We start from the raw sequence: 15,680 nt of genomic DNA on the forward strand, positions 1-15,680 counted from the left end.
CATCCACATCGTCTCAATCCGCCTGTGGACCCGCCAATTTGTCAACGCCTCCTAGTTACGTTCGCTAGACGACGCCACTGGGGCGGCCGCTCTATGTCGGGTTTTAGTGAGAAACTTGCCGCTGAATACGTTGAGAGGGATTGACCGGTAAGTCCCAGAGGAAGTCATCCCGACTGATAGCCGATGGTTCCTTGGGAATGGCCGCTTTTAGGATCAACAATCAGCATCTTGAAAAACGACAATCGGGGCGCAAAGCTGACGCACCGGTGTGACGTGCGGATCGTCCGCTATCCCGTTTTGCCGGTCTGAAAGGAGCCGTTCCGGATCGTCCACACGAGCCGATTAAGCGACCGCCTCTAAGCCCTTACGCTGAATGATCGATAGCAACCTAAGAGCTGGCCCACCTGGCCGTTTCTTGCCCCGCTCCCAGTCGGAAACAAGGTTCTTCGACACGTTGAGATAGCGCGCGAACACCGGTTGCGAGACGTGCTGCGCCTCGCGAATAGCCTTAATCTCATCTGCCTCTAGCGGTGTCGCGGGGGCAAGACATGCCTCGTCGAAGTCACGCAACGTGCGCTTGTCGATGGCCCCGGCCCCATGAAGCCCTTCCATCATCTCGTGGACGGCGGCCAGCGCCTCGCTCTTATAGGTCTTTGGCATCGTCATTCACCTCGAACAGTCTTTCTTCACGCACCTCGGTATCAATCTGCGCCTGCGTCAGCGCGAGCACGATTTTCGCGGCCTGTTTGTAAGTCCGCAACTCGACCGCGTTGAGATTGGCCTTGCTGCTCTTGGCAAATCCAAAAGCGAATATGGCCCGTTCCTCATGGCGGAAAAAGACCAGCGTGCGATAGCCGCCGGACTTGCCTCCGCCCTCGCGCGCGACGCGCTGCTTGATCAGGCCTCCGCCCAGATCGGCATCGATCAGGCCACCGTCCGCCTGTTCAACCGCCGCGACAAGCGCCGCATCGCTGATCCCTTCACGGCTCGCAAATTTCGCGAACCAGCGATTCTTGTAGATGCGGGTTTGCGGCTTACCGGTCATGAATCGGCAATCGTCTATCATACATAGTGTTACTGCTCAACAAACGATCTTCGCCCATCATATCGGCTATGAGGCACCCGATCCGTTCCGCCGCATCGAGAACGTGCCCATCATCAAGATGGGCATAGCGTGATGTCGTCTGCAATTTGGCATGGCCCAGCAGCTTGCCGATCATCGGCAGGGTTTCCGAGCGAGCGGCTGCGTGGCTGGCGAAGCTGTGCCGCAGGTCGTGTAGCCTGACGCCCGGCAAATTGGCCTCGACTTTCACATCTTGCCAGAACGGGGTGATGCTGCGGACGGGCCGGCGGGTCAGTTTGTTCCAGAATACCGGATCGGCGCCACCGCGCCGTTCGAGCGAGGCGAGCAGCATCCGTGCTTCGTCGCCCAGCCAGACGGTGCGCGGACCGGTCTTGCTGTCATGGAGGAGAAGCCTGCCACCCTTCACCTCGCTCCAAGTAAGATTGACGATCTCCGATAGGCGGCAACCCGTCAGCAGTAGCAAATAGATGATGGCGCTGTGAAGCGGCTGGGTTCGGGTCTTTTGGCTGAGCACTTCGCCCAATCTGGCAATCTCCTGATTGGACAGGAAGCGCTCGCACTTCCGGCGCTTGTTGGGCCGGATGTAAGAGCAGGGATTGCTTCCCTCGGGACGCATGCCCCAACGCTCGGCATGATTAAACATTGAACGCAGGATTTCGAAGCAGCGATTGCCCGCACCCGGGCCGCTATTGATTGACACCTTGTTGAACCACGTCAGCACATGCGCCTGCTCGATCTCGTCGATAAACATGCCGCTGAAGGCATCGGCGAGGTGCTTCCGGCGATAGCCGTTGTGGGTTTCGAGCGTGCGCGGCTTCCATCTCGCTGCGGACTGCTTCCAGTAAAGCGCAAGAAAATCATCGAAAGTCGGGACCTTTCTGGTTTGCTTACGCTTCGTCGCCGGGTCTTCACCGACCTGGGCGCGCAGCAGTATCCGCCGGGCGACGTTCAGGGCTTGCTGCTTGCTGAGCACGTTGGCGTTGCCCAGGGTGATGGTCCGGGTCACGCCGTTCATCAGTGCCTGAACGATGTAGGTGCTCCTCCCGGAGGCGTAGTGGCGCACACCGAACCCCGGCAGGCGTTCGGACCAGACGGTCCGGCGCGGCCTGCCGCGCGGTCGATCGCCGGGATCGAGCCAGCGCAGGGTTGCAAGATCATCGGCGATGATGCCGGCCAGCGAGACCCGGGTCATGCCGCAATCCCCAGGCACGCGGCGAGCGAGCCGGACACCCGCTTTGCCGCATCCGCGATCGCCTCATCAGCGAGGTGCGCATAGCGCTCGGTTGTCTCAGCAAGTGCATGGCCGAGGAGTTTGCCGATCACGACCAGCGAGATGCCATCGGCGATGGCGACCGACGCGAAGCTGTGGCGCAGGTCGTGCAAGCGAGCATCTGGCAGCGCCGCGTGCCGCCGTATCGCCTGCCACGGAACACTGAGCGCAATCGGTTTGTCGCCCTGCGGCGATGGGAAAACGAGGCCGACTTCGGCCTTGGTTGGCACCCTGTCGAGCACGGCTTGGGCCTGTCGATTGAGATAGATGACCTTTGCGCCGGTCTTGCTGTCCGGCAGCATCAAGCGCGGCGGCTGCACCCATTCCCAGCGGAGGCCGACGATTTCGCCATGCCGTGCACCGGTATAGATAAGCAACCGGATCGCTTTGACGGCAATTGGGTCACTTTCCTCGAATGCGCGGAGGCTCGCAGCAAGGCGATCGAACTCGCGGGCGCTGAGGAATCGCTCGACCAACTTCCGCTTGTATCGCGGCGTGCCCTTGCATGGGTTGGAGCCGCGCGGGCGCAGCCCCAGTTGCTCGGCATAACCCATCATCACCGACAGGATCGGGATCGTGCGGTTGAAGGCGCCCGGACGACCGGCCCAGCTGTCACGCCAGCGCAGTACATCCGTCTTGCGGATGGCGTCGATGCGCTGACGACCGAAGGCCCCGACGAGTTCTTTGAAGATCGAGCGCCGATTGCCCCTGCGTGTCGATGGCTTCCAGTGCCGGGCATAGTCATCCCAGAAGCGCGGTGCGTAGTCGGAAAACAGCATTCCGCCGCTGCCCTTGCCCTTGGTATTGACCTTTGGAGCGGCGGGCAGTCCGTCGAGTGAAGCCTTCGTGAGCTGTGCGCGTGCCAAAGCTCTCGCCTTCTCCGCGCGCATTTCAGGAGGTCTGCCGAGGGTTACTCGCTTCTGCTTGCCGCGCTGGCGGAACTGGACGAGCCAGCACTTCGCGCCGCTGGCAAAGACCCGCAAGCCGAACCCCGGCAACTCGGTATCCCACCAGAAGAACTCCTGCCCGACAACCTTGCGCCGGGCGATGTTCCCATTGAGTTTGACCTTCTCGCTTGTACTCTTGCCCCCACGCCACCGAGTCGATCCGGCGTTCCTGACCGCCTCTGACGTTACCACATGGCCATTCGTTGACATTGATCTTGCTCCTTCATAGAAGGAACAAATTCACGCTATCCCAATGGTTTATTTTCCATTGCTGTGACGCTGTCGCGTACGGTGTGCCCCCTTCCCCCCTTTTGCAGCGTTGTATCAAGCGCTCGGCATCATGGACAAACGGCAACTGGAAAGCAGGACTGCAGGAACCTCGGCTGCCTTCAGGCGCAGGCCTGAATGGGGAGCCCCGTTCAATCAGACGGTCCACATTTTGACTACGGCACCATGCGCCGTCCGATCCTTACAAATCACGAAAGGTGATGCGCCAATGCCGAACGAGTGACGAATGTCACTTCGCTTTCACACTACCGATGCTAAGCAAGATGGGCGACCCGAAGGGTACCATCCCGGTACCTTTGACCTAATCCCTGCCAAGTCTAAATGGCCTGGCAGGGTTTTTTCCGGGCACCGGGTAGCCGCCCCCCAGCTGGATTGAAGTCGGGCAGAACGCACCGGTGAACGAGCACAAAAAGAGGAGAGCGCCCTGGCGGACGCCCTCCCTGCCTGGTGCTGTGCATAAGCTAGAACTCGTCGCTCAATTTGCCCGGCACCGCATCGATCACACGGCCTTCGAGGTCAGCCGGGAGCCGACCGTAGTCGCCCTCGTCGAGGACCAGATAGCCTGTCTCGCCATCGGTCAGGATGTACTGCGTGAAGTAGCTGTGCTGGGCGCGGGCATGGGCCTGATCGAGAGCAGCGATCATGGCGCTGTCCTGTTGAACCATCCACCGAACTTCGGCCTGCGCTGCGGGTGCTGAAATGAACATGGGACTCTCCTCCTGATGACGATGCGTCGCATCAGGAAGTGCGCGGATGGGGCCGACGGGCCGGGTCAGGGACCGCGCTTAAGCGCGGCCGCGCAGCGGCGATGGGGGCAACGATTTTGTCGGGCTCGTCCCGGCAAAATGGTGGGGCCCCGTCGTCCTTGACGCGGCCCCAAAGGCGCCATCATGCTTGGCCACCTCTGCAAGAGAACCTTCCAACCTCTCGGAAAGCGGCGAGCGTCGGAACATCAGATCCCACATCTTGAAACGCCGCGCGGCAATGGCAAGATCATTAGCGGAGGGGTCCAACGGCCAGATCGAAAGGACCCTGATATGGCCCGGTCAAAACCCAGTGCACGCGACGCCCTCATCAAGCTTCGGGCCGAGCGTGAAGAACTCGTGAGCCGCGAGGCGCGCTTGCGCGAGGAGGCTGCTGCCGACCTCGGCAAGGTGCTCCTCGAATGCGGCGCTGAAGTGCTCGAGCCTGCGCAGCTGCGGCAGCTGCTGCGTGCTTCGATGACGCTTGGGATCGATGCCGCCATCGCGAGGCTCGCCCCTGCCTGACCACTGGCACGGCAGCGCGGGGGTTCGATGTCCCCGCGCTGCCGATTGCGCTTCAAGCAAAGAGAAGGCCCCGGCAGATTGCTCTGCCGGGGCCTTGTTCGAGAAGGATGCGCCCTTCAGTCTTCGTCGATATCGGGCGCGCTGTCGCCGGAGGTGCCGCGGCCCTTGGTGAGAAAATCGACCTTGTCGGCGATGATCTCGCAGCCATAGCGCTTGGTGCCGTCCTGGTCTTCCCACTGGGTGTAGTGGATGCGGCCCTCGACCGTCACCAGCTGGCCCTTGCTGCAGAACTTGGCGACGTTCTGGCCCAGGCCATTGAAGCAGGTGATCCGGTGGAATTCGCTGTCCTTGGCGGTGTAGCCGTTCTCGTCCTTGTAGGTCTTGCCGTCCTTGCGGGCGGGCCGGTCGGTCACGACCGAAAGGCTGGTGATGCTGGTCCCACCGGTGGTGGTGCGGGTTTCCAAGACGAACCAAACTCGTTGAGATAGAGTGCTGCTGCGATCTCGCGCATACCTTCGAAAGCGAGCATTGCCTGCTCGGCGCACTGCGCGCGTTCAACCTGGTTTTCGAGATCGTGGGTGTGAACCTCGGAGCCATCGCCGCTCGCCACGAGCGCGCGAACTTCGTCGGTTGCGCGGTCGAGAGCGCCGGACTTGCGCTCCGCAGCGCGGTGGAAGATGTTGACGAAGGCCCAGCCAAGGTCCTCGGCATCGGCTTCGAGCGCAGTGCCGGTCACCATCGCAAAAAGATCGGACCAGATTGCCTCGAGCGTTTGCGAAGCCGCTTCGTTCGAGGGAAAGTCTGTCATGGAAAGCGGCGCAGGGCCAATCGAGAAGCCGGATAGATCGAGCCCGGAAAGCTGGTCGGCGAAAGACGTGTGCATGGGAACCTCCTGACAGTTGCGAGACCGGCGAGGAGGAACATGGCCCTGCTGCCGGCGAGAGCCCGTCAGGGCCGGTCAAGGCTCGCACTGCACGCCCCCAATGGGGCGGAAACCCCCTTCGCCAGGCTGGCGCGGGCAGGCGCGCTGCAGGCGCGCCAACACGGGCCTGACGAAGGCGGGTTGCAGGGCGCAGGCGACCGGCCCAGGGCCTCTCTCGCCGCGGCGGCAGGGCATGATCTGGCCAAGTCAAAAACGGCTCAGGAAGACCAAAGCATTACCTGCCGGATGAGCGCTTCTGGCCTCGCGTCAGGCTAGCCCGAAATCCCCCGGCCGGAAGACGAACCGCTCCTGCGACGGCAGTGCGGCGCGCGCTGATAGACGGCCGTTCTCGAAGCGCAGATGCCACGTCCGGCGGATCGTGGGTTTGGGCGAGGCAAAGGCGGCAGGGTCGAGCAGGACCATATTGCAACGGCGCAGCGGGTCCCGCGCCGAGAGTGTCCGTATCAAGGCGATGCCCGCAGCGCGGGCGGCCGATGCGAGGTCCTGGCAGGCCGCGTAGTCGGCCGGATCAGTCCACCGTGCATCCTCGCTGGCAAACGGTTCGCGCGTCAGATCGAGGACTCTGGATGTCGCAATTTTGGCGGTGAAGCTGGTGTGCTCGGTGGTCGTCGCAGGCGGAACAAAGCCCGGAGACCGCAGATAGAAGCGCAGCCGCCAGAACGCCGTTTCGGCAATAGCGGTTGCCTCGGCTTCGCTCGCATAGAAGATGCCCGGCCGCTCGTTTGCCCGCCGGAAACGGCTCGCACTGCCATGGCCATAGCGGAATGGCGAGGCGAGGAGATAGTCGAGCCCGGCAGCGCTCTCAGGTAGCGGAGGCTTCACCGCATCGGCCAGATGCTCGAGCCGCTCCTGCGCCTCGCGGGTGTCCGCCAGACGGTCGGTCGAGATGCGGTGCTGCGCCTCTACCACGCGCCACACCTCTCCGCGCCAGGACGAGACCTCAGACGCGAGCGCGGTGGGCGTCCACATAGTCGCAAACGGTGATGAGGCCGCGGATGCTGTCGATCAAATCGACCGGACGCGCGGCGAGATCGAGGTTGGGTGTTGTGAGCCAGGACTTTGCTGCCTCGTCATCACTTCCAAGGAGGGCATCGAGACCCCGGAACAAGCGCAGGAGAAACTGGCCGGCCTCGAACGACTTGGACGCGGGATCTAGCAGGGTCGTCCCTGCCTTCAGCCGCGAGGCCGTGGCCTGTGACAAGCCCAGCACCGTGCCGAGCTTGACATTGGACATGTTCCAGAACTTGGCGATCCGGATGATCGCCGAAGTCAGGACTTCGGCATCGCTGGCAGCAAAAGCGGCTTTGGTAGCCATGGCACATATCCTTTCGATTGAATGGATATAGCGCTATTTCACTCAAATGAACACCCCTGAATTCAGGCCACCCGTTTGCGATAGACGCCCTCCCCGTTCGACATTTGGCCGAGGCAGTCGTAGTCGCCGAACAGCGCATCAAAGCGCGGCGCGATCTGCGCCAGCCAGCGGCGGGCACGGCCAGTTCTAGGATGGCGCCAGTCATTCTCCCAGTAGGGTCCATCCTCGCGCTCGGCCATCCACACGGCAACGAGGCTGCCGTAGATCGACATCCCGAAATCCGCATAGGCATTGCGCAGGAGGATGCGGTCTTCGCGGCCGCGCCAACCTTGCTGTGGCTCAAGCGATGGAAACGCCGCCCGTGCGCGCTCGACAAGATCTTCGCGCAGCCATTCGAGTTCGAAATCCCAGTCGCCATCGTCGTCGATGTCGAGCACCTGGAATGCGACGACCGCACCGGCGGGGTAGCTGACAGACCGTCCCATCGACCCTCTCCCCTCAGGCGGCCAGCGCGTCGGCGGTGTCATCGCCGAGCGCATCGCTGATGTCTTCGCTGTCGCCAGCGAGGGTGGAACGGCCGCCAAGCTTCAGCAGCAGACTGGCCGCTTCCTCTGCACGCGCCGCCGCTGTCAGGATCGCGCGGTCGTCGTCCTTGAGGAGTTTGAGCCAGTGCTCGATGTAGCTGGCATGGCTATCGAGATGCGCCACCGGAAGGCCAAGCTCGGCCCCGAGCATCGCGCTCGACAGCTCCGCGATCAGCTCCTCGGCGGCATAGGCTGCACTCCCGAAGCGGTTCTTGAGATCGCGGCCCAAACGGCTGTGATGTCCGGTCCAATGCGACATCTCGTGTGCGAGCGTCGCATAGTAGTGGTCGAAGCCCGTGAACAGGCTTGCCGGGGGCATCGTGATCCGGTCGATGCCGGGCTCGTAGTAGGCCTCAGAGCCCGCGTTCCGGAGGTTGGCCGGGATTGCCGCAAAGAACCGGTCGAGGTCGTCTTCGCGGCCTGCCGGCTCGACGAGCTCCAGCGACGCGGCGGGTTGGAAGTACGCCGGCAAGCCTTCGACCTGGTCGGCATTGAAGACCGGGTAAGACTTGAGCACGCGGCGCGCTTCCTCGCTGCGCTCGCCCGTGTCCGGCGCTTCGACCTCCTTGGTGTAGCTCTTGTAGAAGATCGCGATCGTCGACTTCTCGCCCTTGCGGACTTGTCCGCCGAGTTCCTGCGCCTGGCGGTAGGTCATCCAGAATGGCGAGGCGTAACCGCACATGTCGGCGACCATCCACAGCCAGAAACAGTTCATGCCGCGATAGGGAATCCCGCAGGCCCTGAGGGGCCGTGAGACGGGAACGCCGCGCCAGGGCTGAACCCAAGGCTTGGTTCCTGCCTCGAGCCGGGCGATGATTTCCTGGGTGATACGAGCGGCGGGCGAGATGGCACTGCGCTCGCGAGAACGGAACTGGGTCATGGGGCTTCTCCTGATCGGTATCCCCGTGGGCGCTCCTGCCCACGGCTTCCGCCCCCAAGGGCGCCTCCTCTCCTCTGACTGAAAAGAAGAAGCCGCCCCTCGGGATAGGCCCGAGGGACGGCTTCGAGGTGCGCAACTGTCAGCCTGTCAGGAGGAGGTCAGGCTGCCAGATCGCGGGGGGACTCATCAGCGTGTTCAAGCTCAGGGACGGCGTCCGAACCATCGCTGACCGGGTCACCGGGCAGCGGTTCAGACGGAGCGGCATGTTCGTCACCTGCGGCGAGGCTCCTGAACCGCATCACATCCGGCACCCAGGCAAGCGCGCGTTCGCGTTCCGCAACTTCGGCAATCGTCGCTCCGGCAAAGATGCGCTCGGCGCTGGCAGCCAGATCCGCCTTCTTGACCGAGACGTAGCGGGCCGCGAGTTCAGCGCCGCCGACTTCGCCGAGCGCTTCGAGGATCACCTGCTTCGGCACCCGGTCGAAGAAGTTCGCGGCTGTAGGGCGCCACCACTGCGCGATATCGATGCCCATCAGCGCGCCGAGATGATCCTGGAACGGGATCCGGCGCTCGCCGCTCATGTTGAGACTGGCCTCGAGCGAGCGCGCAACGACGTGCCCGAGCCACGCCGCACGGGCCTCGTCGCCAAGCGAGCGGAACCGGTCGAAGCGCTCGCGCTGATCGGAACCGGCGCGCCAGCTTTCATCGAGCGCGGAGCGAAGTTCGGCAAGCGCGCCGGTCGCGGCCGCATCGGCGGGCTCGAAACCGACCAGCGGACCGTTTGGCACGCCGCCCCGGATGGTCGACGCACTGCGCGCCTGCCAGTCGTGGGAGTCGGCATCGGCGAGCGTGAAGACCATGACGTCGAGTGCGAGCGCCGGGTCCGATGCCAGATGCAGCGCAAGCACGTCGCGGCGCTGCATCGCGAGTTCGTCGACAAGCCGCCGCGAGAGCGTCGCGCGGCGCGGTCCCGCCTCGCCCTCGGAGCTGACCACTTCGACGCCGTCGCCATCGACCTGTGCCGATTGCTCCCGCTCGCCATAGAAGACCGGCTGGAGCACGGGCGTACCCTCGCGCGAGAGAGTGAGGATCATGCCTGCCGAACCCTTCTGCTCCTCAGGCAGGACCGGCTTGCGGCTGCGGATGTCCTGTGTCTCGCGTTCGATCGCCGCGATGGCCGCTTCTGCGGCTTCGACCGCTTCGGGTGCGCTCTCCCCATCCTCGAGGATCGCGGCGTGTTCGTCCCACGAAGCATCGAGCTCTTCCAACCGGGTCATTTCGGCTTCGCTGAGCGGCGCAGGCTCCGCCGGCAGCCGCACCAGACCCTCGACAAGATCGTGGCTGGCATAGGGATCGAGCGTCGGCTTGACCCACGCCACGCCGTGCTCCGCAGCGAGTGCGCGGGCCTCCTCTTCCATCTTCGCAGCAGCGAGCGTTTCCAGCAGCGAGACATCGACCCAGGTCTCAGTGTCCGCATCGTCGAAGAGTTCGCGCTCGATCCGGCCGCCAGCCGCCAGGTATGCCTCGCGCCCGACAAGTCTGGCCCGGGGATCATTGCCGCGCACCGTTCCGGTGAGCACCATCCGCCGGATGCTGTCGGCGTTCGGCGCGTAGTAGGCACCGGACACCTCGGAGAAGACGCGTGCCTGGATCTGCTGGTCCGACGTCGCGCCATAGGCCTTGGCCATGTCGAGCGTGATCTCTCCGGCCGCCAGTGCCTCGAAGACGACTGGAGCCAGTGTAGCGAGGCGCAGGCGCCCTTCAACGAAGCGAACGGTGAGACCGAAGCGGCGCGCGACCTGTTCGGTGCTCGCGCCGCCCTCCATGAGCGCGGCGAAGGCCTGCGCTTCATCGGCAGGGTTCATGGCGAGGCGGTGGAAGTTCTCCGCGAGGCTCGCTTCGGGCGCGGTTTCGTTGTCGGCGCTGAGCACAAGGCACGTGACCTGATGGTCGCGCGGCAACACCTTATCGTCGACCAGTGCGAGCATTGCGCGGCGGCGGCGTTCGCCGGCTTCGACTTCGAACCGGCCCTTGGGCGCGGCCCGGACCACGAGGTTCTGCAGCAGGCCGTGTGCGGCAATGCTGGCCTTCAGCTCGACATCAGCGACAGGATCGCCATGGCGGCGGACATTGCGGGGGGATGCAACAAGTTTGCCGAGAGGAATAGTCTGGAACATCGGTTTCACTCCTGAAAATGAGCTGTTCGCGTGCGCCGACCATCGACGCCTGACAGGCTCAATCAGGGCAAAGCCCCCTCCCCTCTTGGTCTATGGAAGTACGGCTGTGATCACGGCTTTGAACCAGCTTTGGCGAATTGTGGGACGAAGCCGTCTTTCTGTGGCAACCTGTACAATGACAGGTTCCTTGCCAATACCCGACACCCATCGTTCGAATGACTGGCGAAGTGACCGTGGCCGGTCCTGTCCGGACAGTTGGGACTGAACCGGAAACGCGGCACATCAAGTTGTAAACCAGTGGAACTTCCCATAGCTTGACCGGATTGGAGCAGGATAAAGACGTGCGTGCGAAACCACAGGCCGGGCTTGGTCCGGGAAGCGCAGCAACCGAGGGTTTCGACCTTCTGATCGACGGGCAGTGGCAAGCGGCCGAAGGAGGGGCGACCTTTGCCGCCCATGATCCTTATCTCGAACAGGATTGGGGGCACATCGCCGAAGCCTCGCCCGCCGATGTGGACAGGGCGGTCGCCGCGGCCCGGCGCGCTTTCGGGGATGGACGATGGTCGGGCTTGCTGGCGGCTGAGCGCGCGCGGATCATGCTGCGGCTGGCTGACCTCATCGAACGTGATGCGGAACAGTTGACCCGCCAGCAGATTTTCGAGAACGGCAAACTCATGTCGGAAATGCGCCCCGGAACGCTGGGGCTTGCGGGCGATTGCCGGTTCTTTGCAGGGCTGGCCGAAACGCATGGCGGCGCAACCGTGCCGTCGGCTCGTCCCGGTTTCACGACCTTCACGCTGAAGGAACCCATCGGCGTGGTGGGCGCGATCACACCCTGGAACACGCCGCTTGGGCTGCTTGGCTGGAAGCTGTTTCCCGCGCTGGCCGCGGGCAATACGATTGTGGTCAAACCCTCCGAAGTGACACCGACTTCCACGCTCATGCTGGCGGCCCTCTGCGAGGAAGCCGGCATTCCGGGCGGTGTGGTGAATGTTGTGACCGGTGGGCGAGAGACCGGCGCCGCGCTCGTGGAGCATCCCGATGTCAGCAAGATCGCGTTCACCGGCTCGACCGCGACCGGACAGCAGATTGCCGCGCGCGCGGCGCTTCGCAGCGCGCGCGTCACGCTGGAAATGGGCGGCAAATCGCCGCAGGTAATCTTTGCCGACGCTGATCTCGATCAGGCCGTTAACGGGGTCATGGCCGGCATCTTCGCCGCGACCGGGCAGAGCTGCATGGCCGGGTCGCGCGTGCTGGTCGAGGAACCGGTGTTTGACCGCTTCTGCGAGATGCTGGCGGCGCGTGGCAGTGCGATGATCCCCGGCGATCCGCTCGATCCGGCCTCGCAGCTCGGGCCGCTGGCCTCGCGCGCGCAGCTGGACAAGGTTCTGGCCTATTTCGAGATCGCGCGGGCAGAAGGGCTCGATTGCGTCACGGGCGGCCACAGGCTCGATCGGCGGGGCTATTTCGTCGCGCCCACGGTCTACCGTGATGTTCCGCAAGGCAGCCGCATCGCGCGCGAGGAGATTTTCGGTCCCGTCGCGGCGGTGATGCGCTTCAACGGCGAGGACGAGGCCGTCCGGATCGCCAATGATTCCCGCTATGGCTTGGCCGCCGGCATCTGGACCGAAGACCTGCGCCGCGCGCACCGTCTGGTCCACCGGATCCGCGCCGGGACCGTGTGGGTGAACAACTACCGCATCATCGGCCACACGCTGCCGTTCGGCGGCTATGGCGCGAGCGGGATCGGCCGCGAAATGGGCCGCGACGCGCTGGAGGCCTATAGCGAGACCAAGAGCGTATGGATCGACCTCGGCAACCGGATCGAGTTCAAGACAGGGCATGGGGAGATGCAGGGTGCAGTATGATCTGGTTGTTATCGGTTGCGGTGCCGGGGGTTTGGCCGGCGCGGTATCCTATGCCGAGGAAGCGGGGCCAGATGCGCGCATTGCCGTGTTGGAACGCGCAAGCCGCGAGGAGCGCGGGGGCGCCACCCGCTGGACCAGCAGCTGGTTTCGCATCACTGCAGACCGCCAGCTCGATCCGGCCTTTATCGGGATGATGGAGCGCCTTGGCGAAGGCAAGGCCGATCTCGATTACTGCCGCACCTATGCCGGCGAGGTACCGGCTACGTTCGACTTCCTCGACCGGAATGCGGTGCCCTGGGTCTATTTCGAGCAGCCCTTCGCCAATCGCAACACGGGCGGCGGCCTTGCCATGCCGGTGCCGGGCGGGGTGGCGATCGTCGATACGCTGGCCGCGAAGGTAGACGACCTGCCCAATGCCGCGATCCTCTACGAGACCGCGGCCGTGCGGCTCGAGGCGGACGCGAGCGGCCGTGTCACCGGCGTGCAGGTCCGTGGGCCCGGGGGCGAGCAGTTGCTCCATGCCAGGGCTGTGCTGATCGCCTGTGGCGGTTTCGAAGGCGCGCCGGACATGCTGGCCGATCATCTGGGACCTCGCGGCGCCGAACTGCCCGTCATCGCGCCGACTCTGGTCAACAATCGAGGGGACGGCATCCGCCTGACCCGGCCGCTGGGAGGAGCAGTTGCCGGCCAGTTCGACATGTTTCACGGCGAACCCGTCGATACCCGCTCGGCCAAGCCCGACGCGGTGATCTACGGCTACCCCTTCGGCATCCTCGTGAACCGGCATGGCCAGCGCTTCTTTGACGAGGGCCAGGACAGTTTCGACGCGACGTTCGAGCGGCTCGGGTACGAGATCTGGGCCAATCAGGAGCAGCAGGCCTGGTTCATCGGCGAGAAGGCCATCCTCGACTGGCCACATGTCGCCGATATCATGCTGACCGACCAGCCGCCGGTGGAAGCCGAAACGATCGAAGTGCTGGCCGACAAGCTTGGACTTGCTCCGCAGGCGCTGGCGGCAACCGTGGCCGCCTACAATGCCGCCATCCAGCCGGGAGAAACCGACCGCACCATCCGCGACCGCAAGCGGACCGAGGGCATAACCCCGCCCAAGTCCAACTGGGCCACACCGATCCGGCAAGGCCCCTTCATCGGCTACCCGCTGACGACGGCGATCACTTTTACTTTCGGCGGCATCAGCTCCGATGCTCGCGCGCGGGTGCTGCGCGAGGATGGCAGCCCGATCCCCGGGCTCTATGCCGCGGGCGAAGTGACCGGCCTCTACTACAGGGAATATCCGGCGGGCACCTCGGTGCTGCGCGCGCTGACCTTCGGGCGGATCGCCGCGCGCGAAGCGGCGGCGGAAGGCTGACATGACCGACATTCTCCACTGCGCCGAAATGCCCTGGGGCGAAAGCCTCGTTGCCCAGCGCGGCCCGACCGAGGGCATGGCGCACAAGCGACTGTTCGAAGGCGAGGAAAGCAGCCCTGACAACTATATGCTGGTGATGTCGCAGGAACCCAAAACGTACTTTTCCCCGCGCCATCGCCACCCCTGGGACCAGATCCGCTTCTGTCTTCAGGGCAAGATCCCGATTGCCAAGGGCCTCCATATCGAAGGCGGCGAGATCGGCTATTTCCCGGAAAGCGCGCATTATGGCCCGCAGGAAGGCGGCGAGGACCGGATCGTCCTGCTGCTCCAGTTCGGCGGTGCGAGCGGACAGGGTTTCATCGGCCCTGACCGGCTGAAGCAGGCCCGGCTGGAAATGGAACGGTCGGGCACCTTCGAGAAGGGTGTCTACACGGCCGAGCGGGATGGGCAGCGCGTCAACCGCGATGCCTATGAAGCGGTATGGGCGCATGTGAAGGGCGCGCCGCCCGCCTATGTCTCGCCCGCCTACAAGGCACCGATCGTGATGCGACCGGAAGCGCTGCGATGGAAGCCCTCGGCAGATCGCGGTGTTGCGCACAAGGCCATCGGCGTCTTCCCGCACCGCGGCCTCACCATTCAGGGCATCAAGCTCGATGCTGGTTCGGCAATGGAGCTGGCACCGGTCGAAGTCATGCGATTCCTGTTTGTCACAGAGGGATGCGGGGCTCTGGACGGAAGAGAGCTGAGGCGCTGGAGCGTTGTGCGACTGCTCCCAGGCGAAGACGGGGAGATCTCGGCGCAAAACAGCCTCGAAATTATGGAGCTTATCGTTGGAACGGTGGACAACCGTGCAGGATGACGGGACCGGAGTGACGGAAGCCGAGCGGATCCGCATGCCCAGTCGCTTCGCCAATGGCGGGCTCTCGCCCGGTTCAGGCCTTGGGCTTGCCATTGTTGCAGCGGTGATGGAACGCGGCGATGGAAGGTCGCACCGCGCGACTGACAATTCGGGCGAAGCAAACGGCAACTCCTGGCTGGATCTGCCGCTCGGCGATTGTCTAGGAAGCGACCGGCATTGGTCGAGTGCAGACTCGGCAGCGTATGATCAAGCGACAGGCGCTTGATCTGACAACCTGCTGACGATATCCGCAGCCCCCTCCAGCGGGACAAACAGCCGGGTCTGGAATCGGATGATCTCCGTGAAGCAGCCCTGGGCTTTGTACCAATCGAGCCGGCTGGCGGACCACCCGATAAGCTCAAGCCGCTGGGCGCTGTTGACGAGGCTGCGCTTGAGCATGAGCATCTCCCTCGCCTTGACCGGCATGGCACGGCCGCTCGTGAGAACCGCCGCTATGACGCTCTCGGGTGCAATCTCGGGTGCGACATCATGGCCGAGCGCATGGCAGATTTCGCCTACGGCATGCAGCGGGACCTCGCGGCCCAGCAGCGAGCGTCCATCGCTTGCAGAGATACGGCTCACCCGGACATAGTCGGTTGGCAGTTTGTCCCAGACCGGGAGCAGCAGGCCCGTGGCCAGATGCAGGCGCTCGCGCTTGAGCGAGGACAGAGCTTCGTCGACTTCGATTTGCCATGCGGCGCGAAAGGTCGGCTCATCGACCGGCTCCCAGCTGCTTGTAGGACTGTACGGACTCGCTGGACATCATTCATGCTGCTGACTGGCAGCCAG

Annotated in this window: 16 protein-coding genes and 2 pseudogenes; 5 read left to right on the forward strand and 13 right to left on the reverse strand. The window is 64.0% G+C overall.

Annotation, left to right across the window (positions count from 1 at the left end; genetic code table 11):
- Window positions 1-342 precede the first annotated feature (342 nt).
- The 5 genes from WCL10_RS19890 to WCL10_RS19910 all read right to left on the reverse strand — a co-directional run bounded on the left by WCL10_RS19890 (window position 343) and on the right by WCL10_RS19910 (window position 4,296).
- Window positions 343-660, reverse strand: coding sequence for a DNA-binding transcriptional regulator (locus tag WCL10_RS19890; protein WP_336897383.1), 318 nt, complete (start codon window positions 658-660; stop codon window positions 343-345).
- A complete protein-coding gene (locus WCL10_RS19895; RefSeq protein WP_336897384.1) occupies window positions 644-1,045 on the reverse strand; it encodes a type II toxin-antitoxin system RelE/ParE family toxin in 402 nt (133 codons plus the stop codon). The genes WCL10_RS19890 and WCL10_RS19895 overlap by 17 nt, the downstream gene beginning before the upstream one ends.
- Complete coding sequence (locus tag WCL10_RS19900) at window positions 1,035-2,276, reverse strand: tyrosine-type recombinase/integrase (RefSeq protein ID WP_336897385.1); 1,242 nt, start codon at window positions 2,274-2,276, stop codon at window positions 1,035-1,037. Before WCL10_RS19900 ends, WCL10_RS19895 begins: the two co-directional genes overlap by 11 nt.
- Entirely contained in the window at window positions 2,273-3,511 is a 1,239-nt protein-coding gene (locus WCL10_RS19905; protein ID WP_336897386.1) for a tyrosine-type recombinase/integrase, read from the reverse strand. Before WCL10_RS19905 ends, WCL10_RS19900 begins: the two co-directional genes overlap by 4 nt.
- 539 nt (window positions 3,512-4,050) lie before the next feature.
- On the reverse strand, window positions 4,051-4,296 hold the full coding sequence (locus tag WCL10_RS19910) for a hypothetical protein (protein ID WP_336897387.1): 246 nt from the start codon (window positions 4,294-4,296) through the stop codon (window positions 4,051-4,053).
- 330 nt (window positions 4,297-4,626) lie between these two features.
- Here WCL10_RS19910 and WCL10_RS19915 point away from each other — a divergent pair, with 330 nt between their 5' ends.
- Entirely contained in the window at window positions 4,627-4,857 is a 231-nt protein-coding gene (locus tag WCL10_RS19915; protein ID WP_336897388.1) for a DUF6437 family protein, read from the forward strand.
- Between the two features lie 116 nt (window positions 4,858-4,973).
- Here WCL10_RS19915 and WCL10_RS19920 read toward each other — a convergent pair whose 3' ends face one another.
- The 7 genes and pseudogenes from WCL10_RS19920 to WCL10_RS19950 form a co-directional block, all read right to left on the reverse strand.
- A complete protein-coding gene (locus WCL10_RS19920; RefSeq protein ID WP_336897389.1) occupies window positions 4,974-5,321 on the reverse strand; it encodes a single-stranded DNA-binding protein in 348 nt (115 codons plus the stop codon).
- Window positions 5,312-5,740: pseudogene (locus tag WCL10_RS19925) on the reverse strand (chromosome segregation ATPase); the annotation flags it as partial. The pseudogene WCL10_RS19925 and the gene WCL10_RS19920, both read right to left, overlap by 10 nt.
- A 306-nt stretch (window positions 5,741-6,046) precedes the next feature.
- Window positions 6,047-6,769 carry an RES family NAD+ phosphorylase gene (locus tag WCL10_RS19930; protein WP_336897390.1) on the reverse strand — a complete coding sequence of 241 codons (723 nt, stop codon included), beginning with the start codon at window positions 6,767-6,769 and terminating at the stop codon, window positions 6,047-6,049.
- Window positions 6,741-7,115 carry an MbcA/ParS/Xre antitoxin family protein gene (locus tag WCL10_RS19935; RefSeq protein WP_336897391.1) on the reverse strand — a complete coding sequence of 125 codons (375 nt, stop codon included), beginning with the start codon at window positions 7,113-7,115 and terminating at the stop codon, window positions 6,741-6,743. Before WCL10_RS19935 ends, WCL10_RS19930 begins: the two co-directional genes overlap by 29 nt.
- 62 nt (window positions 7,116-7,177) lie before the next feature.
- A complete protein-coding gene (locus WCL10_RS19940; protein WP_336897392.1) occupies window positions 7,178-7,600 on the reverse strand; it encodes a hypothetical protein in 423 nt (140 codons plus the stop codon).
- Between the two features lie 13 nt (window positions 7,601-7,613).
- Entirely contained in the window at window positions 7,614-8,579 is a 966-nt protein-coding gene (locus tag WCL10_RS19945; RefSeq protein ID WP_336897393.1) for a zincin-like metallopeptidase domain-containing protein, read from the reverse strand.
- Window positions 8,580-8,737: 158 nt separating this feature from the next.
- Window positions 8,738-10,756: a ParB/RepB/Spo0J family partition protein gene (locus tag WCL10_RS19950; protein WP_336897394.1), complete on the reverse strand. Its 2,019-nt coding sequence runs from the start codon at window positions 10,754-10,756 to the stop codon at window positions 8,738-8,740.
- Between the two features lie 341 nt (window positions 10,757-11,097).
- Between WCL10_RS19950 and WCL10_RS19955 the strand changes: the two genes are divergently transcribed.
- The 4 genes from WCL10_RS19955 to WCL10_RS19970 are packed head-to-tail and all read left to right on the forward strand — an operon-like array spanning window position 11,098 to window position 15,117.
- Window positions 11,098-12,624 (forward strand): aldehyde dehydrogenase family protein, encoded by a 1,527-nt coding sequence (locus WCL10_RS19955; RefSeq protein WP_336897395.1) that lies wholly within the window; start codon window positions 11,098-11,100, stop codon window positions 12,622-12,624.
- Complete coding sequence (locus WCL10_RS19960; protein WP_336897396.1) at window positions 12,614-13,993, forward strand: FAD-binding protein; 1,380 nt, start codon at window positions 12,614-12,616, stop codon at window positions 13,991-13,993. Before WCL10_RS19955 ends, WCL10_RS19960 begins: the two co-directional genes overlap by 11 nt.
- Window position 13,994: 1 nt before the next feature.
- The gene (locus WCL10_RS19965; protein ID WP_336897397.1) at window positions 13,995-14,852 is read left to right on the forward strand and encodes a hypothetical protein; all 858 of its coding nucleotides are present in this window, start codon (window positions 13,995-13,997) and stop codon (window positions 14,850-14,852) included.
- Window positions 14,824-15,117 carry a hypothetical protein gene (locus tag WCL10_RS19970; protein ID WP_336897398.1) on the forward strand — a complete coding sequence of 98 codons (294 nt, stop codon included), beginning with the start codon at window positions 14,824-14,826 and terminating at the stop codon, window positions 15,115-15,117. The genes WCL10_RS19965 and WCL10_RS19970 overlap by 29 nt, the downstream gene beginning before the upstream one ends.
- On the opposite strand, the pseudogene WCL10_RS19975 reads toward WCL10_RS19970, so the two are convergent.
- A pseudogene (locus WCL10_RS19975) lies at window positions 15,099-15,626 on the reverse strand (methylase); the annotation flags it as partial. The gene WCL10_RS19970 and the pseudogene WCL10_RS19975 overlap by 19 nt on opposite strands.
- Window positions 15,627-15,680 lie beyond the last annotated feature (54 nt).

It is taken from the genome of Novosphingobium sp., from assembly GCF_037133355.1.
Taxonomy (GTDB): domain Bacteria; phylum Pseudomonadota; class Alphaproteobacteria; order Sphingomonadales; family Sphingomonadaceae; genus Novosphingobium.